The sequence below is a fragment of the Rhodobacter sp. P1_C2 genome (genome assembly GCF_056406375.1).
In genome coordinates this window covers 1-21,376 of the sequence record NZ_JBFUAG010000014.1, presented here as the reverse complement: position 1 = coordinate 21,376, position 21,376 = coordinate 1, and the positions used below count along the sequence as shown (strand labels likewise).

13 protein-coding genes and 2 pseudogenes are annotated in these 21,376 nt (G+C 60.1%); 10 read left to right on the top strand and 5 right to left on the bottom strand.

Features of this window, described 5'->3' with window-relative positions; genetic code table 11:
* Positions 1-13: 13 nt before the first annotated feature.
* On the bottom strand, positions 14-1,042 hold the full coding sequence (locus AC1DZT_RS20445) for an IS110 family RNA-guided transposase (protein WP_478008496.1): 1,029 nt from the start codon (positions 1,040-1,042) through the stop codon (positions 14-16).
* Between the two features lie 72 nt (positions 1,043-1,114).
* On the opposite strand from AC1DZT_RS20445, the pseudogene AC1DZT_RS20440 reads away from it, so the two are divergent.
* Positions 1,115-1,438: pseudogene (locus AC1DZT_RS20440) on the top strand (transposase); the annotation flags it as partial.
* A 121-nt stretch (positions 1,439-1,559) separates the two neighbouring features.
* On the opposite strand, the gene AC1DZT_RS20435 reads toward AC1DZT_RS20440, so the two are convergent.
* Both AC1DZT_RS20435 and AC1DZT_RS20430 read right to left on the bottom strand, forming a co-directional pair.
* Positions 1,560-2,609 carry an NAD(P)-dependent alcohol dehydrogenase gene (locus tag AC1DZT_RS20435; RefSeq protein ID WP_478008495.1) on the bottom strand — a complete coding sequence of 350 codons (1,050 nt, stop codon included), beginning with the start codon at positions 2,607-2,609 and terminating at the stop codon, positions 1,560-1,562.
* Between the two features lies 1 nt (position 2,610).
* The gene (locus AC1DZT_RS20430) at positions 2,611-3,186 is read right to left on the bottom strand and encodes a flavodoxin family protein (protein ID WP_478008494.1); all 576 of its coding nucleotides are present in this window, start codon (positions 3,184-3,186) and stop codon (positions 2,611-2,613) included.
* Between the two features lie 169 nt (positions 3,187-3,355).
* Between AC1DZT_RS20430 and AC1DZT_RS20425 the strand changes: the two are divergent.
* Positions 3,356-4,288, top strand: a pseudogene (locus AC1DZT_RS20425) (LysR family transcriptional regulator).
* A 263-nt stretch (positions 4,289-4,551) separates the two neighbouring features.
* Complete coding sequence (locus AC1DZT_RS20420; RefSeq protein WP_478008493.1) at positions 4,552-7,959, top strand: conjugal transfer protein TraG N-terminal domain-containing protein; 3,408 nt, start codon at positions 4,552-4,554, stop codon at positions 7,957-7,959.
* Between the two features lie 56 nt (positions 7,960-8,015).
* Here AC1DZT_RS20420 and AC1DZT_RS20415 read toward each other — a convergent pair whose 3' ends face one another.
* On the bottom strand, positions 8,016-8,384 hold the full coding sequence (locus AC1DZT_RS20415) for a hypothetical protein (RefSeq protein WP_478008492.1): 369 nt from the start codon (positions 8,382-8,384) through the stop codon (positions 8,016-8,018).
* A 159-nt stretch (positions 8,385-8,543) separates the two neighbouring features.
* On the opposite strand from AC1DZT_RS20415, the gene AC1DZT_RS20410 reads away from it, so the two are divergent.
* From AC1DZT_RS20410 to AC1DZT_RS20380, 7 genes are all read left to right on the top strand, one after another.
* Entirely contained in the window at positions 8,544-10,895 is a 2,352-nt protein-coding gene (locus tag AC1DZT_RS20410; protein ID WP_478008491.1) for a type IV secretion system DNA-binding domain-containing protein, read from the top strand.
* Positions 10,896-10,898: 3 nt separating this feature from the next.
* Complete coding sequence (gene mobF / locus AC1DZT_RS20405; protein WP_478008490.1) at positions 10,899-13,934, top strand: MobF family relaxase; 3,036 nt, start codon at positions 10,899-10,901, stop codon at positions 13,932-13,934.
* A 32-nt stretch (positions 13,935-13,966) separates the two neighbouring features.
* Positions 13,967-14,506, top strand: coding sequence for a hypothetical protein (locus AC1DZT_RS20400; RefSeq protein WP_478008489.1), 540 nt, complete (start codon positions 13,967-13,969; stop codon positions 14,504-14,506).
* A 399-nt stretch (positions 14,507-14,905) separates the two neighbouring features.
* A complete protein-coding gene (locus AC1DZT_RS20395) occupies positions 14,906-16,168 on the top strand; it encodes a tyrosine-type recombinase/integrase (RefSeq protein WP_478008488.1) in 1,263 nt (420 codons plus the stop codon).
* Positions 16,165-17,385 carry a tyrosine-type recombinase/integrase gene (locus AC1DZT_RS20390; protein WP_478008487.1) on the top strand — a complete coding sequence of 407 codons (1,221 nt, stop codon included), beginning with the start codon at positions 16,165-16,167 and terminating at the stop codon, positions 17,383-17,385. Before AC1DZT_RS20395 ends, AC1DZT_RS20390 begins: the two co-directional genes overlap by 4 nt.
* Positions 17,386-17,639: 254 nt before the next feature.
* On the top strand, positions 17,640-20,102 hold the full coding sequence (locus AC1DZT_RS20385; protein ID WP_478008486.1) for an SIR2 family protein: 2,463 nt from the start codon (positions 17,640-17,642) through the stop codon (positions 20,100-20,102).
* 194 nt (positions 20,103-20,296) lie between these two features.
* A complete protein-coding gene (locus AC1DZT_RS20380) occupies positions 20,297-21,184 on the top strand; it encodes a hypothetical protein (RefSeq protein WP_478008485.1) in 888 nt (295 codons plus the stop codon).
* On the opposite strand, the gene AC1DZT_RS20375 is transcribed toward AC1DZT_RS20380, so the two are convergent.
* Positions 21,121-21,376 (bottom strand): hypothetical protein (locus AC1DZT_RS20375; RefSeq protein WP_478008484.1); only part of this gene is annotated, 256 nt, incomplete at its 5' end. The two genes, AC1DZT_RS20380 and AC1DZT_RS20375, sit on opposite strands and share 64 nt — an antisense overlap.

The following is a 21,376-nucleotide window of genomic DNA, read 5'->3' as shown; positions in this document are numbered from 1 at the left end:
TTCGACATGGGCATCATGCCGCGACTGCCAGCGTCGGATCCTTGTAATCTTCGTTCTTCCTCAGCATCGCCCAAATCTGCCGGGCCATCTTGTTGGCCAACGCGATCGCGACCAGCATCGTAGGTTTGCGGGACAACATTCGTGACAGCCAGCTGCCCTGCGCAATCGTGGGCCGCCCGAGCCAACCCAGGCGCGACATTGCGCCCATGATCAGAAGGCGTCGGATATCGGCTTGGCCTGCCTTGGTCATGCGCCCCAAGCGCTCTTTGCCTCCCGAGGAATGCTGCTTGGGCACGAGCCCCAACCAAGCTGCAAAGTCGCGCCCGGTCTTGAACTGTGCCATGTCGGGGCCAAACGCTTCGACAGCGACGACCGTCATCGGTCCCACACCTGGCATTGTCTGGAGACGGCGCGCCGTGTCCGACTGGGTGGCCAGCGCCTTGAGTTTCTCGGTGCGCTCGGTGATCCGCGTTGTTTTCGCTGCAATCTGTGCCAGCAGGTCCTGGCACTCCTCCCGGATCAGCGGGGGCAAGTCGGAGGTCTCATCGTTCACAAGCGACGCCATGCGGTCAAGGTAACGCAGTCCTATGGGAAATACGAAACCGTGCTCATACAGCAGGGCCCGCAGGGCATTTACATCCGCGGTGCGCTGATGGACCAGCCGCTCCCGGCCACGGAACACCGCAGCATGGGACTGCTGCTCGACCGTTTTGGGCTCCACGAAGCGCATCTCGGCCTGGCGGGCTGCAATCACGATCGCCTCGGCATCGGCAGCATCATTCTTCTGGCGCTTCACGAACGGGCGCACGTATTGCGGCGCGATCAGTTTCACCTCGTGCCCAAGCGCTTCTATCTTCCGCGCCCAATAATGTGCGCCCCCACAGGCTTCGAAGATGACCAGGCAGGGAGCCTGCCGAGCCATAAACACGGTGAACTGCTGCCGCGTGAGCTTCTTGCGGAATTGCACTGCCCCTGTCCGCAGGGCGGCGTGAACCTGAAAGACATTCTTTGCCAGATCAACTCCAATCATCATATCGTTCATCTCGCCGTCCTCTCCGTTGTGTGGCCTTGAACACCACAATCTTGGCACATTGCGATGCCGTCAGGGGAGGGCGGCAACCACTCCATCTATACCGGTGCAGCGGCCCTGTTGGGCAGCTTGCCAAAGGCGGAGTGGTTGCTGGCGGACCGGGGCTATGACGCCGACTGGTTCAGGGAAGCGTTGAAAGACAAAGGGATAAAGCCCTGCATCCCAGGCCGGAAGTCGCGCGGCAAGCCCATCAAGCACGACAAGCGCCGCTACAAACGGCGCAACAGGATCGAGATCATGTTCGGGCGCCTGAAGGACTGGCGGCGGGTCGCTACCCGCTACGACCGATGCCCGAAGGTCTTCCTATCCGCCGTCGCACTCGCCGCAACCGTCATGTTCTGGCTATGACGCGAGAACGAGTCCTGACCCTAAATACCGTCAACGATTTCAGCGGTCTATTAGGTGTTCGTTTCGATCCGCTTCTACGTGAAAGATGAGGCGAGCATTCGGAACCAGCCGGATGCGTAGATCAGTCGTTGAGCGTCGCGAGGTCGATGACGAAGCGGTATTTGACGTTGCTTTGAAGCATGCGCTCCCAGGCAGCGTTGATTTCGCTCATGGCGATAATCTCGATATCCGAGACGATGCCATTCTTGCTGCAGAACTCGAGCATCTCCTGGGTTTCAGCAACACCACCGATGAACGAGCCGGCGATCGCTTTTTGCCCGAACACGAGCGAGCCGGCCTGCACTGGGGGATCGAGTGGCCCCATAAAGCCGACCAGAACCAATGTCCCATGGCCCGCAAGGGTGGGAAGGTATGGATTGAGATCGTGTGCATAGGGCACCGTGTCGATGATAAGGTCGAAGCGGTTTGCAACACCTGCCATTTGGTCGGGTTGGTTCGAGATCACCACCCGATCGGCGCCGAGCCGGGCCGCATCCTCTTCCTTGCTCGGGAAACGTGTGAACAGGGTGACGTCGGCTCCGAGCGCTTTAGCAAGTTTGAGCGCCATGTGGCCGAGGCCCCCCAAGCCAATGACGGCAACCTTGCTGTCCTTACCGACCTTCCAGCGATTCAACGGCGCCCAGGTGGTAATGCCAGCGCAGAGCAGCGGCGCAGCGCCCGCCAAATCGAGCCCTTCCGGGATGCTGAGCACGAAATCCTGAGAGACCGCCACCTTGTTCGAATAGCCGCCAAAGGTCCTTGTATGATCGTGCCGGTCGGCGCTGTTGTAGGTAAAGATCGCACCTTCGATGCAGCTTTCTTCTTCTCCTGCCATACAAGCGCTGCAATGGCGGCATGAATCCACCATGCAGCCGACACCAACATTTTGGCCGATCTTGAAGCGGCTGACACCAGATCCGACAGCGGAGACGCGACCGACGATCTCATGGCCCGGCACAACAGGATAGCTGGTATAGCCGCCGTGGTTGCGGGCGATATGAAGGTCAGTATGGCAAACGCCGCAATAAAGGACGTCGATCAGAACATCGTCGGGCCGAAGCGCGCGCCGCTCGAAACGGTATGGAACAAGATCCTCGGTTGCGGAATGGGCAGCATAGCCAAGCGCTTCCATTCTATTTGCTCCCGTTGAGAAAGCGCCGCGTGACCTCAGCGACGCGCTGGCCGAGATAGGCTGCCGTTTTCAGATCGCTCTGATTGGGCGTTTCGTCCGCACTCTGGTCGTTGTTCGACTGGGTCATGGCACCAAGCCAGCTTCCATGGCGGTTCAAATCATCGACGCTGCCAGTGCTGCTGCTGTTTCCGGGCATAAGGTCGAGGCCGACCCAGATCATGCCGTGCTGCGCTGCGAACAGCGCCATCGAGATGAGCGAGTTGAGCTTGTCTCCATGCTGCGCACCGGAATTGGTGAAACCGGCGGCAATCTTGTTGCGCCACTTCTGCTCGAACCAGGCGGTCTTGGTCGAGTCTTCCATGAACTGCTTCAGCTTTGCGCTGATCAGACCGCTGTAGGTCGGCGAGCCAAAGATGATAGCGTCGCTGGCTTCAAGCGTGTCCCAAGAGATGTCGCCGTCGGCGACGGGGATGAGCTTGACTTCTGCCCCATCGACACGGGCAGCTCCCTCGGCGACAAGTTGCGCCACCTTGGCTGTGTGGCCGTAGCCACTGTGAAAGACGATCGAAATCAGCATGTGGGTCAACCCTGTTGCGCTCCGCGTGAGACGCGTTGAAAAACATTACCGCACGCGCGGCCACTTCGCCTGCCTTCCGACACGGGCGTTCCCAGTGAGGGTGACTTGCAAAGCAACTCCCTTCTAATGTAGAATTTACTCAGTCTGGCGTGACACTATTTCCCACAACATGCGCAGAAAATTCTACAATAGGGTCGATATGCGGGACAGCTTTGAAGGCGTGGCGGTGTTCGTCGAGACGGTCGAAGCGGGTGGATTTGCACGGGCAGGTGATCGCCTGGCATTGTCACGCTCTGCGGTTGGCAAGGCGATCGCGCGGCTGGAGGCCCGGCTCGGCATAAAGCTCTTCCATCGCACCACCCGGGTTCTGACACTGACGGAAGAAGGGCAAGCCTATTACGCGCGTTGCAAGCGTGCGCTCGATGAGCTGCATGCTGGCGAAGCGTTTCTCGAATCTGGCCGCAACGAGGTGATCGGCGTATTGCGGGTTTCAATGCCGGTGTTGTTTGGCCGCTATTGCGTGGCGCCCATCCTGACAGAAATGGCCAGAGAGCATTCCAGGCTCGAACTTGATCTTTGCTTCAGCGATCTTGTGGTCGATATTATTGGCGAAGGTTACGATCTTGCGATCCGCAATGGACCAATCACCGCGGGCAGTGGGCTCCGGATGCGAAAGCTTATCAGCCAGCAAAAAGTCATTTGTGCTGCGCCCGGCTATCTCGCCCGGCGCGGGACACCGACGGATATGGCAGCGCTGGCTTCACATGATGCACTTGCCTACTAGCGCAACAACCAGTTGTTCCCGTGGCAGATTTATGATTCCAACGGAAAGCTGAGAGAGTGTTCCCTGAGTTGTCGATTTAAATTCGACAATATGGACGCCATAGTCGATGCGGCGGTTGCAGGTATGGGGATTGCGAATGTCCCAGACTGGCTTGTGCGTCGGCATGTGCAGGAAGGTCGTCTCGTCACGTTGCTGGATGACCAAACTTCCAATCGGCTGGACACATTTGCCGTCTGGCCGGATACGGAGCACCCACCGATGCGCCTACGTTTGGCCATTGATACACTGGCTTCCAAACTGTCGGAAACCCGGATCTGACCATCTATCTGCCGCCAACGTCACACTTGAACTCATCGCTGTGTCTTTGTGCCATATCCGGTCTCCTCGATGGCGAGTATCGCTCTCAAAAAACCGGAACGAAACCGGGACAGGTCCAGTTCTAAGACAGTAGGGTAGCTTGAACTTGAAGGCCCGCTTGGCGACGCCTGTCACCTTTGTTGGTCCCCCCTTGTCGCAGCCCTGTGCCTGATGCTTTCCCCCGCGCGGGGTGATCTTGCGCCCCTGCTTTTGGGAGCCTTCACATGCCGACTTTCGAAATCTACACGGTCGGCGGCGCCTACTATCTCTATGCCGTGTTCAACTTCCTCGCGGCCTTCACCGGAAGTGCGGATTTCAAGCTTTTTCTCTCGATTGCATTTTCGCTTGGCGGGATCGGGCTTCTGTGGCGGATCATCTGGGGCGCCGGGCTGCGGGATATCCTGCAGCAGATCGTGCTGATGCTGATCGTGGGGTTGGCGGGCGTGGGCATCAAGGCGCGGGTGGTGATCATTGATCCGACCTCGGGCACAATTCCGATCTATGGCACGGTGGATAATGTGCCCTGGTCGGTGGCGGTGCTGGGCTACTACACCACCGGCATTTCCTATCAGCTGACCTCCCGGATGGAGACGCTGCTCTCCACTCCGGACAATCTGAGCTACCAGCAAAGCGGGATGCTGTTTGGGGCGACACTGCTGTCCCAGGCGGCACACTGGCGGGCGGTCTCGCCGGAGATCCACGAGCTTCTGGTCAATTACATGCAGAACTGTGTGATCGACGGGACGATGCTGGGCCATATGGACCTTGAAGAGGTGGCGCATACCGGGGCGCTTGATGCCGAGATCACCGCCAATGTGCCGCAATCGCTGGCCTATTATGATCCGACGACGGCTCAGACCGAGAGCTGTGCAACGAGATGGACGGCAGTCCGGGGTCTGATCACGGCCGAGGTCGAAAAAGTCATGACTCAGAAGGCGGCTGCGGCATTTCCGGACCGGGTCGGCACCGGAGGTTCGAATGTTGCCAAACTGAAGGGCACTCTGACTGATTTTCAGGGGCTGATCGGAATGTCGTCGTCTTCGGCGGTGGCGACCATCCGGCAGGCGATGCTGCTGACGGCGATGGACGACGCGGTGAACCGGTTCATCGCCTCTTCCGGCAACGATGCAGCCATGGCGCTCTATCAGACAGCCCGCACCAATGTGCAGACCAAGTCGTCCTATTCCGCGATCGGGGCCAGTGCCCTGAAATGGGTGCCTCTCCTGAAGGTCGTCCTCGAGACGGTCTATTATGCTTCCTTCCCGCTCGCCCTCTTCATGATGCTGGCACTGCCGACGGGCTGGTCGATCCTGAAGGGCTATGCCGGGGGCTTCGTCTGGCTAGCCGCTTGGGGGCCGATCTCGGCGATCCTGCACATGATCGTGCTGGAATCCGCCTCGGGCTACTATCGGTCCGCCGGGCTCACGACCTCGGACGGAACGGTCAATGACGTCGTCCTGTCGCTCTCGAACCTCTACCAGATGCAGGCGGTCGAGGCCGATGTCGGATCGGTCGCAGGCTATCTGATGATGTCGGTGCCCTTTCTCGCCACGGCGATCCTGTTCGGGGCGGACAAGATGACTTCGATGGCAACCTCGCTTCTGAACGTGGGGCAGGGGGCTGCCATCGAGACGGGGCGGGAGGCTGCGACCGGAACGATTTCTCTCGGCAACGTGTCGATGAACAACATGGCGGCCAACAAATGGAACACCTCCGCCGTGCGCGACGAGGGGCGTTTCACGGCCTTTGCCGGCAATGGTGCTTCGGTGACGCAGAACCCGGACGGGCTGGTCACCTATGGTCGAGGCTCCGCTGTCACAGAGACCGCCTTCAACGGATCGCTGTCGAACTCCGTGCGCAGCGAGATGTCCAACCGGGTCGAGGAGACCCGTACGACGGCGGCCACCAAGACGGCAGAACTGTCGAGTTTCATGTCGGGGGCGACGGCGGACACGATGGGCTTCGTGAATTCGGTGCTGGCTTCCAAGGGTTCCTCGGACGGCGGCACGGTCGACACCGGTTCGAGCCACAGCACCTCGGTCGCGAACGCCTGGCAGACGGTGCGGGATTTCGCACGGGCAAATAACGTGTCAGATTCCGTTGCTCTAGACGCTGTTTTGGGCGCCAGCCTCGGGCTGGGAGGATCTGCTGAACTCGGCACGCTCGGAAAGGATATGCTGGGGTCTGGCCTTTCTGGCAAAGCCTCTGCAAATTTCGATGGCCGGACCGCAGGAACAGCAACCGCCGGCAACAGCGATACTCTCACCCTTGCCGAAAAGGCCTCTGCCGATCAGCGCGTAATGAGCGCCTTCGACACGATCGACAGTGCCCGGGAATCCAGCGGTTGGACATCTAGCAATTCCGAAAGCCAGAGCAGCGATCAGTCGAAACGCTATTCCCTGGAAGAGGGACAACGCATGGCCCGAGCGGCGTTGCGTTCGATCAGCGAGGCCGAGACGGCGGCAAAAGGACAGGCTTACGTCGAAGCCAACGGCCTTACGGCCGATGTGAACATCAACAATCAAGTCGCGGCCAAGGTTCGCGATCTGGGTGGCGATCCGCTTTCGGCCATGTTCTCTACCGATGCAGCGGATATCGCCATGGTCGACCGCGCCGTGAAACTGGTGGCGAAGGATCTGACCGACCCTGCCACCTTCGCGGCACCGATGCCGGCTAAGGGCGACTTCACGCTCGAAGATCCATCCGTCACAACAAGTCTTGCCCAGCCCGATACCGCTTCAGCCCAGTTGGGCGATACCACGGTCGACCGACCGGCGATGGCCGAGGTGGCTAGATCTGGCTTCGCGGCAGCCAAGGATGAAAGCGGCTCACGCATCTCCGATTTCGACAACGCGGCGATTGGCGCGGAGGCCCGCTCGGACTTCACGGAGCGTGCCCGGGACATCACCCAAGCAACCGAAGGCACGATGGCCGGGCGTCTGGTTGGCAAGGTGGTCCAATCGTCTTCCGAACTTCTGGGATTGGGAACGAGCCAAGCAGAGACGCTGTTGCAGACGGATCCACTCCTGCGATTCGATCCCAAATCCGCAAGGATCACAGAAAAGCAGGATGTCAGCGGCCGGGCAAACCATGCCACGGTCTCACCCGGCAGCGGATCGGATCCGGTTCCGCCAGTTCAACCTCATGTCCCATCACCGCCGCAACTCCCGTCGAGCTACACTCCGCAAGACCGCGATGTGATGATCCGGACAATCATCGGTGAGGCCGCCGGGGAAGGACCGGAGGGGATGGCTGCCGTGGCATTGGTCATCCGCAACCGAATGGCTGACAGTCGCTATCCGGACACGCCCGGTGGGGTCTCACTGCAGGCCGGGCAGTTCTCGGCATGGAACACTGACGGCTCCGGAAACGATCTGGTTGAGCGCTACGGGCCGGGCAGCGACACCTACGACAAAGCGGCACTGATCGCCGATATGGTGATGGGCGGCCAAGTGCCCGACTTTACCAAAGGCGCGGTGAATTATTACTCGCCCGAAGGCATGCGTGCGCTGGTTGCCCAAGGCTATCAAGACAATCTCATTCCTGGGTGGCTTTCTTCGGCCAATGCCGAAAGGTCCGGTCCTGCCGTTCAGATCGGAAATCAGATTTTCACTGGCGAAATGAAGCCATGACTCTAGCCCTCATTCCCAGCGAGATCCGGCCCGACTCCAACTCGGCCAAACAGACGTCAAGTGCCGAATCTGCGCCACCAGTCCATTTGTGCCGCAAGATCACCTTCCGTTTGCATCATCGCTTGAGCAGCGGCCGTTTTTTCGGACAACACATTTGGCGAGCGATCGCTCGCCCCAAACTGACGCTGCATGTCCAAAATCAAAGCGATCCAGCCCACGATCGGCGTGATGATTGCGATCACACCCAGCGGCCAAGTGCCAAAGAAGTGGAACGCAAAGCCTGCGCTTCCGGAGACGAGAACCAACAGCAAAAGCCGTTTGCCGAGCCACGGCAAGGGCCTCGGGCGTTTCACTTCCCCATCCCGGGCGTCCCGTCTTACCCCTTCAAGCCGGCGCTGCACATCGGTCTCCGCAATAGACATCATGACCTCAGCTTAGCTAAGGCCCCTAGATATGTCCATTTTACTCAATGCGTTGCCTGCAACGTCATAGCGGATCTGGGATGTGGTCGTCTTCGCCAACATCCGCCTTTGACCGCCTAGAAACCTCACCCCTTTCACATTCCCCAATTTCAAGGACCTGCCATGCGCAAGAATCCTTCCGCGCAATTCATCCGGGGTGGCCAGACCACCCAGCATTTCTGGGCCATGGCGTCCCAAGTCTTCTCGACCGGGCTCAAGGTCTCGGCGGCGATCTACGTTCTGTGCTTCGTGGGGCTGATCGCGCTGAACTTCCGGTTGGAGGAGGTGAACGAGGGCTATCTCTACTGGCTGGCCGATTTGAATGTCTCGACGCTGAATCAGCCGGATTTCATGCTGAGTTATGTGACCCCGGATGGAGTTACCCATACCGATGCCGCAATCCGGATCGTGCAGAACAAGGCGTTGCGCCAGAAGTACGATGACTATGCCGCCGAGGCCGAGTTCTATTACGAGATCGCCTTCGTCCCGGCGATCCTGGCCGGGCTCGCCATGGTCGCCTATTTCTCGCTGCTCGGACGACGGCTGGCCGACACCGAACACATCCGCGGCTCGCGTCTGGTTTCGCCCAAGGATCTTGAGACCTGGTCGCGCAGGAAGTGGAAAGAGTATCTCAAGCACGTCCCTGCCAAGACGGGAACCCGGCGCTATACGCTGGCCGGCATTCCCTTCCCTCCGAACACGGTTGAAGCCCAGACCGGCATCTTCGGCACCGTGGGTGTCGGCAAGACCAATGCGATGAAAGAACTGCTCGGGACGATCCGGGCCGAGAATGGGCGGGCCATCATCTATGACAAGATGGGCGCCTTCGTACGGAACTATTACAATCCCGAGACTGACATCATCCTCAACATGTTCGACGCCCGCTCGGTCAGCTGGTCACCCTTCTATGAGGCCGAGACGCCGGAAGCCTTCGCCCAGATTGCCGAGGTGATGATCCAGCAGAAGCCAGGCTCCAACGACCCGTTCTGGTCGATCACGGCACGGCTGGTCTTCGAATATGCCGCCCGCGGGCTGATGAAGCAGAATCTGCGCACCAACACAGCACTCCGGAATGCCATCCTGACCATGCCGGCAGAGGCGCTGCAGGCCTTGGTGCAGAACACGCCGGGTGCTTTGTTTTTCGGCGAGAACATCCAGAAGACCTCCGCCTCGATCCGCGCCAACATGATCGCGGAATTGCGGTTCCTGGAATTCCTGCGCGATGACGGCATTCGCCCCTTCTCGATGCGGGATTGGGTCAAGTCGGAACGCCCGGGCTTCGTCTTCCTGACCGGCGATGCCGAACACTCGGCGGCCACGCGCAACGTCATCTCCACCGTGATCGAGGTCGCGGCGAATGCCCTGATGACCGGCCCGGAACGTCGTGACCCGAGCCTGTGGTTCTTCCTCGACGAGGTGCCATCGTTGAACCGGCTGCCGTTTCTCCCGACCAAGCTTGCCGAGATCCGCCAATTCGGTGGCGCCTTCGTGTTGGGCTATCAGGTCTATAGCCAGCTCGAGGACCTCTATGGTGACAAAGCCGCACAGTCGATCTCGGGCACCCTGAACAACCGCATCGTCTTCAACACGCCCGACGCGCGAACGGCCCGTCTCTTCTCGGACAGCCTTGGGCTTTCCGACATCATCGAACATCGTGAGACGATTTCCTTCGGGGCCGATGTCACCCGTGACGGCAATACGCTGAACGCGCAGCGGGTCGAGCGCCCCATCGTCACTGCTTCGGAAATTCAGTCCCTGCCGCAGTTCAGGGCCTATATCCGCTTTGGCTATGACGCCCCGACCGCTCTGGTCCAGTTCCCGCCGATCACGTCCAAAGACATCGCCCCGGCTATCGTCAAATACGAAGGCAAGGGCTTTGCCACCGGGTCGATGGATGCGCCTCTGGTGGAAGATCCCGGGAAGGGAGAAGGGGTGGCGACGGCAAACCTCGGCGCGTCCGAAGGAGCCCAACAGCCTGCGGCTGATTTGCCCTTCGTCATGCGGTCGCCGCGCCAGCAATTGGAGGAGTTCGATGCGTGGTTTGCCCGCAGGACCGCGCCGGAGATCGATCCCATCAGTTTCGATCTCAAGTCCAAGGCCAAAGAGGCTGACAAGCCACTGGCCTGGGAGGATTACTGTCGCGCCCGCATGCGCGGCGTCGAGGACCCGGATCTGCGTTTGGCGGACTTCTCGCGGGAATTGATGTCGAATTGGCCGGGCAAGATAAAGACCGCTCAGCCCGACGTTTCTCCCTATGACTCGGTGGTCCGTCTCGCATCAGCCGACCCTGACAACGATTTGGCGACGGAACGCGCCCTCGCTCCAACGGATCGCGCCTCAGGAGTTGGCGCTGCGGGAAGTCGTGGCGCGGAAAGCGGGGGCTCGGCTCCAAGCCAGAGCCCGACGCTGGTCATTCCGGAAAAGCGGGCAAACCGTAGCAAGCTCGTGGGCTGTTTTCTCGAAGGCGGTCTTTGATCAGTGCTGTCCGTATCGAATGTCTCCGCCGGGGCAGCTGCCTCAGGCTATTACAGCACCGAGGGCTACTATGCGGCGGGTTCGCCTGAGGCCGAAGCTGCGGCACAATGGTTTGGTCGGGCGGCAGAATATCTGACCGCCGAAGGGCAACTGGAGTTTCAGGGGCCGATCGACGATCGGGTCTTTGCCGACCTGCTGGACGGTCACGCCCCGCCAACCGAGAAGAATGAGAAGGGCGAATGGCGCCATGGCCAGATTCTCGGCCGCTGGGTCGACGGTGACCGCGAACACCGACCGGGCATCGATCTGACCTTTTCGGCGTCCAAGTCGGTCTCGGTGATGGCTCTGGTCGCCAAGGACGAACGCATCATCGCGGCGCACGACGCCGCAGTTCGCACCGCGATGACCTGGATCGAGGCCAACGCAGCGGCCACAAGACGCGCCGGACCGGACGGCGACATTGAGGTGGTCCAGGGTGGCAAGATCATCGCGGGTCTCTTTCGCCATGACACATCCCGGGCGCTCGATCCGCAACTGCACAGCCATGCCGTCATCGCCAACATGGTGCTGAACCCGGACGGCAAATGGACGGCGCTGCACAATGACGAGATCTATCTCACCAAGATGCTCGGCGGAGAGATCTACCGCAACGAATTGGCCCATGGCCTGCGCGGTCTCGGCTATGAGGTCGACCGCAGCGGCAAGGACGGCATCGTCGAAATCAAGGGCGTGCCACCCGCGCTGCTGTCGCTCTATTCCAAGCGCTCGGAGGCCATCGAAGCCGCCCTGGAAAAGCGTGGTCTCGACGACTCCCCGGAAAACCGCGCATTGGCGGCTCTGGCCACCCGCGTTGCCAAGGGTGGAAACCTCGACCGCGCTGCCCTCCACGAGAATTGGCAGACTGAAGCGAAAGTCCGGGGTATGGAACCCGAGCAACTTCAGGAGCTCCGCCGCGCGGCGGAACGATCTCTACATGTCCGGCTCGGCGGCGTCAGCCGCGACGGGATCGAGGCGGATTTCGTCAGGGGGGAGGCGAAGGACGCACTTGCCTGGGCCGTGGCCCACCTCAGCGAGCGGCAGAGTGTCTATCCGCTTCGTGATCTTCTGAAGACAGCACTTCCACGTCTTACCCATGGCACCGTCGCGGACCTGACCCGCGAGGTCACGGCCGCGATGAAGGGCAAGACCCTTCTTTATGCCGGCCAATCAGGCTTGAGCCCGCTCCTGACCGACAAGGAGACACTCGCCGCCGAGCGCGAGGTCTTGAAGACCTATCGCTCGGGAGTTCGAGCCGGGCGCCTGGATCTGGAAGCGCTGAGCCTCGAAGGACGGGATCACGAAAAATCGCTGCAGCGCAGGTTGGCGAACACGAGCCTGACTGAGGGGCAACGTGATGCGGTCATGACGGGCCTTTCCGGCGCGTCGCGCGTCGTGGGCGTGCAGGGCTATGCCGGAACCGGCAAGACCTTCATGGTCGAAACCCTGCGCCGCTATGCGGAGAAGGCTGAGTACGAGCTGATCGGCCTCGCGCCGTCCGGTCGTGCGGTCGAGGCCCTGAAGGAAGCGATCCCAACAGCCCAGACCATGCAGTCCTGGCTCATGCAGATCCGACAGGGCGGCGATCCCGGTGGAGATGGGCGGGGCCGCAAGATCCTTGTCGTCGATGAGGCAGGCATGATTGCTGCGACCGAAATGCGCGATCTTCTGACCCATGCCCATCGGAGCGGCTTTGCCCGGGTGATCCTCGTGGGTGACGTGAAGCAGCTCGATGCCGTCAGCGCGGGGCAACCCTTCGCCCAGTTGCAGCGGGCGGGCATGCCAACCGCCCTGATGACCGACATCCAGCGCCAGCGCGATGAAGCGGGCCGCGAAGCCGTGCTCCATGCCATCCGGGGCGAGGTGAAGGCCGCCATGGCTCGGATCGGCGAGGTCGTCGAGACCGGAAACCGGGCCGAGGTTTCCGCCAAGGTAGCGGATCGCTGGCTGCAACTGGATCAGAAGGGCAGGGAGGAGACGGGCATCGCCGTCCTGACCAATGCGGCCCGCAAGACGATCAACGAGGCGATCCGCATCAGCCTGAAACTCGAGGGCAAGCTCGGGATCGAAGACCAGAAGATGCTGGGCCTGAAGTCTGCCGGACTGACCCGCGCCGCAGCGGGCGATGCGCGGTCCTATGAGCCGGGCGACATCATCCTGTCCCTCGCCTCCTCAAGACAGCACCAGATCGAAAAGGGTGATCTTTACGTCGTCCTCGACCGGGATATCGGTGCCAACACGGTGAGGGTCGAGGACGTGGCCAAGGGCCGGGAGCTGATCCTCCCCCTCCGCCAGGACGAAAAGCTCGCGGCCGGCTTTGCGGTCTACACGCCGGAAGAGCGGGCCTTCACCACCGGCGACCGCGTCCGCTTCACCATCGCTGACAAGGAACGACAGATCATCAACGGTGCCCGGGGCAGCATCGCGGCCATAGGCTCCGGCAAGGTCACCGTGAAGATGTCGGGCCGCGACGCGGTAACCTTTCCCCTCGACAGTGTCGCGGCCCGCGGTCTCGATCATGCCTATGCCTCCACCGTGCATGACTTTCAGGGCAGCACGGTGAACCGGATCATCCTGGGCCTGTCCTCCGCCGAGCAACTTGCCACCCAGAAGTCCTTCTATGTGGCAATCTCGCGCATGCGGGAAGAAGCCGTCCTCATCACCGACGATGCGGCGGCCCTGGCCAAGCGGATTGAGGCCAACACCGGCGACCGACCGACGGCGCTTGAGTCCTGGCTCAAGGCCGAGCGCGAGCGGCAGGAAAAGCAGAAGGCGGAAGCCCCCGTCCCGCAAGAAAGATCGGCGCAGCCGGAACGGCCGGAACCGGCGCGCGAGGCGACGCAGCCACAGGCCAGTCCCAACCCGGAACGGCCTGACCGCCCCAGCGACTTTACCAAGCTCTTCGCTCTGCCGGTCGAGCGCAACGACGCCGAAGTGGAGGCGTCGATCAAGGCCTTCGCCGACCGTCAGAAGCAGAAAATCATCGAAGGCCCGATCCGCTGAGCCGGGTCGCATGAGAGACAGGAGAGGACGACATGCGTTTGGAAACCACCGATGCAAGCTGGCGGATCAGGCTCGGCCCCCGCGCCCGCCAACTGGTGCAGGGGGTGATGGGCGAAGATGAGAAGCCGGATGGCGATCTCCTTGAGCGGGCCCTCTCGCAGCTGGATCAGGACCTCGCCGAGGCCAAAGGTCAGATCAAGGCTCTGAAGGACGTTGCCGCTCGGCTCGTCCCGGACCTGGCCGAGGTCAAGGCAACAGTGCTCGAAACCTCCGGCCACACCTCCATGATGCTGGGTATGGTCTATCGCCAGATCTTCGTCTGCCGGCAGGTCATGGGTCTCATGCAGCCACATGGTGGGGCCGTGGGCGCCATCGTCGAGAAGACGCTCGAAGTCCTGCAATTGGCTGATGACACCTACCGCCGTTTGATCCCCGAACCCGAGCGGCGCTTCCAGGACTTCGACCTCAAACTCGAAACCGAGGTGCTGGAGAAGATGGAGGCGGCAAACCGCGCCAAGGCTAACGAGAAGGGCAAAGCGCCGTCCAAGGATGACGAAAAGGTGCTGGGATGAGCGGCGTCTCGGGCGCAAAACACTGGGCCAGATTGGCCCAAGGGCTGGCCCAAATTGGGCCAGGGTCCGGCCCGTTTTGGGCCGGCGGGCCCAAGTCCTTGATATTGAATCACTATTCGACATTCCGATCGAAGGGTCCCAAAATGGCCTATAAATGTAATGATTACAGTTATTTAGGATGGACCTGCAGCCTGCTGCGTCAGGTGTGTGGGATCTATCGGCCGAAGGACGAGTAACGGGCTTTTCGGGGAACCTTGCAAACGGTTGAAGGGGCGTCGGAATTTTCGCGAGGGTCAGCCAAAGCGGCGCCTGAGCGGGGGTGTAGGGCCGCGACCCCACGCATCCTGAGAAAAACCCCTCGGGCTCTGCGTGGGTTCCCTGACCTGCGAGATGCCCAAGATGGCCCTTTCGACACCGACGCCTGCGCCCATATCCCGACCCAATCCGAAGCCCGCCGACCGGATCCTTTGGGATGACGAAGTCCCCGAACTTGGCCTGCGCAAGCGCGGCTCCTCGGCCAGTTGGCTGGTGAATCTCGGCCCCGCTCGTGCACCCAAGCACAAGGCGCTCGGGAATGCGCGGCAACTGACCCGCGAAGCGGCACGCGTCATGGCGCGGGCGCTGATCGAGGCCACGGCCTCTGACGACTTGCCGCCTGACCCCAAGGTCAAACTCGTAGCCTTCCTGGAGACCTACCTCATCGACTGCCGAGGCCAGTGGAAACCCTCGACCTTGCGCGCCCATGAGACGGCCCTGCGCAGCCAAATCATCCCCGCTTTGGGCATGACGCGGGTCTGCGATCTGACGTCCGCCACTGTGGTGACCTGGTTCGGGAAGATGACCCAGGCGCCCGCGACGCGGAACCGGGCGCTCGCTCTCCTGTCGGGTGCCATGCGGCATGCCGAGCTTCTCGGCCTGCGCCCGCCGGGATCGAACCCCTGCGAGGGCCTGCGGCGGCGGCAATCCAGCTTCAAGGCCGATTATCTTGACGGTCCGGGCTATGCCGTCATGGCGCAGGTCCTGCGAGATGCTGAAGCCCAACACCCCGTCCCGGTCGCCTTCATCCGCTTCCTCGCCCTGACCGGGGCGCGTCGTGGAGAGGCCGAAGCGGTCAGCTGGGAGATGCTCGACGGCAAGCGCTTGGCCCTGCCGGACTCCAAGTCCGGGCCTCGTGCGATCTGGTTGGGCAAGCCCGCTCGCGACCTTCTCGCCGGGCTTCCGAAGGGCAGGGGGCTCATCTTCGTGGGTCCAAGCCTCACCCAGTTCCAGCGCCAGGTCGATCAAGTCTGGGCCTGCGTCCGTTCCGCACTCGCCCGGCCCAAGCTGCGTCTTCACGACCTGCGGCACAGTTTCGCCTCGGTCGCGGTGAACCATGGGCTGAGCCTGCAATTGATTGGCGGTCTCTTGGGCCATGCCGACCAGATGACGACGGCAGGATATGCCCACCTCGATGAGCGCCGCTTGCAAGCCGCCAGCCAACGGGTCGGCGAGCACTTCGAGAAGGTCAGCGCGGGCAGAGCCAAGGTAAAGCCCGACTGCCCCTTCCGGACCTTCGAGCGATCCTCAGCAACCCTGACCCACTTCTGCGCAGACCGAGGCCTCGACCCCACCACTTTCCGCCGTGACCTGATGGCTTGGCGCAAGAAGGAGGCCCGTGCATGACCGCGACCCTTCTGACCGATGCCCTCATCGACCGGATGCCGCCTCCTGCCAAGGAGGTCCTTCTCCGCGATGCGCAATGCGAGGGCCTATGCCTCCGCCTCCAGCCCGGAGGCGCGCGATCCTGGATCCTTTGGGAGCGCCGGGACGGCCGCAGCCACCGCGTCACGCTCGGAGCTTGGCCTTCGCTCGATGTTGCCGCCGCTCGCGCAACTTTCGTCAACCGACGCGCCGGGGAGAACCTTCTGCCCGTCCAGGCATCCACGGCGACCGTCGGCGATTTGGCGCGATACTGCATCGCGGCGCGGCGCTTGATCTGCAAGCCCTCGACCATGGCCTCCTTCGAGACGTGCCTGAATACCCAGCTCCTCCCGGCCTTTGGAGACAAGCGCGTCGATCAGATCACCCCGGCCATGGTTGCCCGCTGGTTTCATAGCTATTCCCGGACGAGCCCGGGCGGTGCCAACATGGCGCTGGCCGCAATCACCACGGTGATGAACTGGGCGAAGGCCTGTGGCAAGTTGCCGAAGGCCACACCAAACCCTGCCGCCCCGATCCGCAAGAACCGTCGCCCGCCGAGAGGCCGCATGCTGTCCAGCGCGCAGGTTCAAGCCCTCCGCAGGCTCCTGATGGCCAAGCAAGGTGAAAGCCCGGCGGTCGATGTCATCCACCTCCTCCTGCTGACCGGCTGCCGCTTCGGCGAGATCGCGGGCCTGACCTGGGAGGAAGTCCTGCCAGACCGGCTGAGCCTCAAGGACGCCAAGACCGGCCCGCGCGATGTCTTCCTTTCCAAACCTGCCCGGGACATCCTCAAGAGGCTTAAAGAACGCGCGGGGCAGGCGCCCCACGTCTTCCCGTCACGGGTCTCCAGCACTGGCCACATCGGCTCAGTCAGGGGTATCTGGGAGCAGCTCCGCAAGCGGGCAGGTCTGCCAGACGACATCCGCCTGCACGACCTGCGCCACACCTTCGCCTCGCATTCCCTGCTGGCCGGGGAGAGCCTGCCGACCACAGGGCGCCTCCTCGGGCATGCAACGCCGAGGACGACCCAGCGTTATGCGCATCTTGACGACAGCACTCTCGGGAGCGCTGCGAATGACATATCCGAGCAGATTGCAAGGCTCATGCACTCAACTGGCAAGCAGGATTTGGACGGAAGGAAAGGAATTCCATCGGTGAAAAGCTCGCGCATCAAACCTTCAACACTTTCCGATCGCTAGATGCGAACTCTTGGTCCCCTACTCGTAAGAAAACTCGCCCTCATCCAGCGGTGATCGCCTCTCCAGAAACCCAGCAACTTCATCCCTCTCTGCTGAAACGGGACAGTGTCTGAGACACGCATCTCTCAAACCACCCGCAACCTCAAGGAGGAGTTGCGGTCCTCGGTGAACACCTGCATAAAGCATTTAGGATGTAACGCATGCGGCTGACGCGCACGCATCGCAGAAGACAAGTCATAGCTGGGTGATAAGAAATGAATTTGCCGGATGTTTCCAAAATCGAGTCTGGAAAAGCAATTCTGTTCCTTGGCGCGGGTTTTTCTGCAGAGGCCAAGAATATTTTGGGAGAAGATGTCAGAGATGTGAACGGATTGATTTCGCAGCTTTTGAAGCTAGTTCACATTGACTCGCCTGACGGGTATGACCTCGACGCAGCCGCGCAAGACTTCTTGGATAATTTCCAGGGAAATGCTGAAAGCGAACTTTCCAAGTTGATCCATGGCAACTTCGCATCAAGGAAGTATTCAGATGCTCAAAGAATTATCGCATGCCAGCCTTGGTACAGAGTCTATACGACCAATTATGACAATATTGTTGAGAATATCTACGCAGAAGAGGGTAAGCCATATACAGAAAAGACGGTTCTCGAATCTGTCGAGCCGCCGATTGGTCGAACTCAAATAATCCATATTTATGGAAGCATTAGAAATCTTTCCCCTAGAGAATTCCGACAGAGCTTCCTTCTCACAGAAACCCAAAGGGACAACTCACCATTTCTGAAGTCGCCGTGGTATAGGCGGTTCAATGACGATGTTCTTTCTGCTCAGTCGATTGTTTTTGTCGGCTTCTCTCTGAGTGACATAGACCTTCGCAGGTTGCTTGGCGCGATCCCGGCAGACGCTAAAGGCAAGGTGCATTTCATAACTCGTGAAGGCGAGAAGCGGCCTGTTTCGCAAAGGCTAGCACGATTTGGGCAAGTCCATGAAGTCGGAACGACGGGCTTTGCCGCGCACCTTGCGGTCAAACGGACCGGACAACCGTTGATTTCGACTGCCCAGTCACCTGAATCGCTACGTGAACTGAACTTTGTCTCTCAGGCTGAAACCCATATTTCGTCTCAAGATATTCATAGCCTTCTCATTTCCGGCGACATTGAATACGAAAAACTTTCTCAGCGCGACTCAACCGGCCTGCCCGGCTCTTATGTGATGCCGCGGTCACCAGCGGCGTTTTCGCGGGCAATAGCCAGTGTGTCGGTCGGGACTCCTGTTTTGATACATGGAGACATCGGAAACGGAAAGTCAGTCTTTTCCGCAGTGCTTGGATACAAACTTCACTCCGCAGGATACAGAGTCTTTTCACTCCGAAGAGAGCCGGAGAGTGTCGGAGAAGTGATTTCCTTCTTGCAGTCGTTGGAAGGAAGATCTGCGGTCATTTTGGATGACATCCTAAAGTACCCCAAGCTTCCGGCGGCTATGGCAGGGATTGGCTCAAGAGACATAGTCATGATTGGGACAGTTCGATCAAACGCCCTTGATATTTCCAGGCATGTCATTGAGGGGCGGATCGGGCGCAGGTTTACTGAAGTCGATCTAAATGCGCCCAACAAGGATGAACTCAAGGCATGGCTAAGATATCTGAATGAGAACGGTCTTTGGGGAGACCGTTCGGATTGGCCTGACGGCGAGAAGATTCGCCACTTGGAGAAGCATTGCAGTAGTCAGCTGCGAGACCTGATGCTCGATATTTATTCGAAAGGCTCGCTTCACAAGAAGGTGGAAGACCTGCTCGCCGAAATCTCGGATTTAAGCCTTGACTTGAGGAATATAATCGGACTTAGTGCGCTGCTTACTATCTGTAATTTCCAGGACCTTGCGACGTTCGCAAATCTTTCTGAACTAGTTGACAGCCAAAATACGCTTGAGGAGTTTAGAGCTGAGGTAAACTCCAAGGGCCTGCTTGGACTATTTTCAATGGCGTATGGCGAAGTAATTGTGCGATCGCCCGCGCTGGCGCAGTTTGTAGTTCAAAGAATATTCGGAATTGAAAGGATTTTGGATATTTCATATGCGGCCCTGAAATATATCAACAGCTATCTTGCCGACGAGCCGGAGTTTTCAAGCTTGGGGAAAACCCTTCTGAAATACTCGACCTATGGATACTTGGTGAAAGGCAAAAAGGACTCTGCGAAACTAGAAGCTTTTTATGACAAGTGCCGAATTCTTACGTTCGCTCAAAGCGACCCGTTGTTTTGGGTGCAACGGTCCATTTGCTCAATGAAGGCTGACAACTTCGATTTAGCTGGGGGATTTGTAACCACGGCCTATGCGACTGCACGCAAAATGCGAAATTTCGATACTTATCAGATAGATAATCATAGCGCGAGGTTAAATTTGACCATCTCTCTGAGCTCTGGGGTTTCCCCCTTGGGAGATAGAGAGAGCATTGCATCAAGTCTACTCCAGGGGGTTCTAGCGAGGAAGTCCGACGATCTATATCATCCGCTCTCGGTGATGCGGCTCTTTCACCAGATCGTTGACAAGCATCTTTCGAGTCTTGATGCGACCCAGAAGGAAGTTTTGATCCGTGTGATCGATAGCTCTAGTAATAGCATTTCTAATGCTGGAGCGCTTGCAGGTAGATTTCGACAGCTATCTGAGTTGCAGAGGTCCTTAAAGGCGGCACGATCTAAGCTTGTGAATGCCCCTGCAAAGTGAACTGCCCTGGCTTTGGTCCGCCGGGAATTCAGTACCGTTAACCCGATCTTTGGCTGAGTGACTGCTGTGACATGTGATTTATGTCACCTTTGACGAGGTGTGCTGGACTGCCCTTCGGCGACGGGGTAACTTTACATCCTGTTGCGGCTCGACGGCCGACGCTTCTTCAACTTGTCATAGATGTTGCCGGCCCTTTGAATACTCGCCTGAATCGCCGACCTTTTCCAGGATCCCCGCTGCGCGACCTGCGTCAGGTGTGTGTCTTTAGCGGCTGGAACAGACGCCTCTTCCCTATCTCGGGCCTTTTTCACCTCAGGGACGGCGTAGCCTGCCTCGCCGACGTCAGCCCCCGGCAGGGTGGCTGGGGCGCCGTCTTTTGTCTTTCGCTGGCTGTACGTGCCCTGAATCCAGATCTCGCCCTCGCCGAAAATGAGTGGCACCGAGGGTCTAGTTTCAACTCGAACAGTTCCGATGCCGTCTGGAAGAGGGGTGGTTTCGAGAAGGTTTCCACACCATCCACGGCTGCTTCTCCTCCGAAGGGCAGCGTGCCTTTGCGCTTCACGCCCGATCCCGCCGCGACGCCATTGGCCAATCTGCGCAGCCTGATCAGCGCCGCAGAGGCCGGTTCCGCAGATTATGACTCCGTTCAGTATGGGGCCACCGTCAAACCGGAAAAGCTGCCCACCGCGATGACCATCGATGAAATCCGGGCCTGGGTTGCAGCCACCCCGGGTCAGAATCACGCCATCGGTCGCTACCAGTTCATCCCAGCGACGTTCGAGCGCCTGGCATCCCTGACCGGCATTGCTGGCACCGAAGTGTTCTCAACTGACCTGCAGGATCGTTGGGCGGACATTCTCTTGGCCGAGGCTGGCTACCTCTCGTTCTTCGCCGGGGATCTCACGCCTGAGGCCTTCATGGACAAAGTGGCTTCCGTCTGGGCGGGGCTCCCACTGGCCAATGGCACTTCCGCTTACGAAGGCACCGCCGGCAACCATGCCACGGTCTCGCGCGCGGCTTATGCCCAAGGCATGGCTATGATCTTCCCCGCGCAAAACGCCCTGGCCGCCGCCCGTCGCTGACCCGCCAGACCCGCCAGACCCGCCAGACCCGCCAGACCCGCCAGACCCGCCAGACCCGCCAGACCCGCCAGACCCGCCAGACCCGCCAGACCCGCCAGACCCGCCAGACCCGCCAGACCCGCCAGACCCGCCAGACCCGCCAGACCCGCCAGACCCGCCAGACCCGCCAGACCCGCCAGACCCGCCAGACCC

What these genes read in the sequence shown, in the direction of transcription:
- AC1DZT_RS20385 (WP_478008486.1), top strand. Translation starts at nt 17,640, where the DNA reads ATGAATTTGCCGGATGTTTCCAAAATCGAGTCTGGAAAAGCAATTCTG.
- AC1DZT_RS20445 (WP_478008496.1), bottom strand. Translation starts at nt 1,042, where the DNA reads ATGAACGATATGATGATTGGAGTTGATCTGGCAAAGAATGTCTTTCAG.
- AC1DZT_RS20435 (WP_478008495.1), bottom strand. Translation starts at nt 2,609, where the DNA reads ATGGAAGCGCTTGGCTATGCTGCCCATTCCGCAACCGAGGATCTTGTT.
- AC1DZT_RS20395 (WP_478008488.1), top strand. Translation starts at nt 14,906, where the DNA reads ATGGCCCTTTCGACACCGACGCCTGCGCCCATATCCCGACCCAATCCG.
- AC1DZT_RS20430 (WP_478008494.1), bottom strand. Translation starts at nt 3,186, where the DNA reads ATGCTGATTTCGATCGTCTTTCACAGTGGCTACGGCCACACAGCCAAG.
- AC1DZT_RS20420 (WP_478008493.1), top strand. Translation starts at nt 4,552, where the DNA reads ATGCCGACTTTCGAAATCTACACGGTCGGCGGCGCCTACTATCTCTAT.
- AC1DZT_RS20400 (WP_478008489.1), top strand. Translation starts at nt 13,967, where the DNA reads ATGCGTTTGGAAACCACCGATGCAAGCTGGCGGATCAGGCTCGGCCCC.
- AC1DZT_RS20390 (WP_478008487.1), top strand. Translation starts at nt 16,165, where the DNA reads ATGACCGCGACCCTTCTGACCGATGCCCTCATCGACCGGATGCCGCCT.
- AC1DZT_RS20415 (WP_478008492.1), bottom strand. Translation starts at nt 8,384, where the DNA reads ATGATGTCTATTGCGGAGACCGATGTGCAGCGCCGGCTTGAAGGGGTA.
- AC1DZT_RS20410 (WP_478008491.1), top strand. Translation starts at nt 8,544, where the DNA reads ATGCGCAAGAATCCTTCCGCGCAATTCATCCGGGGTGGCCAGACCACC.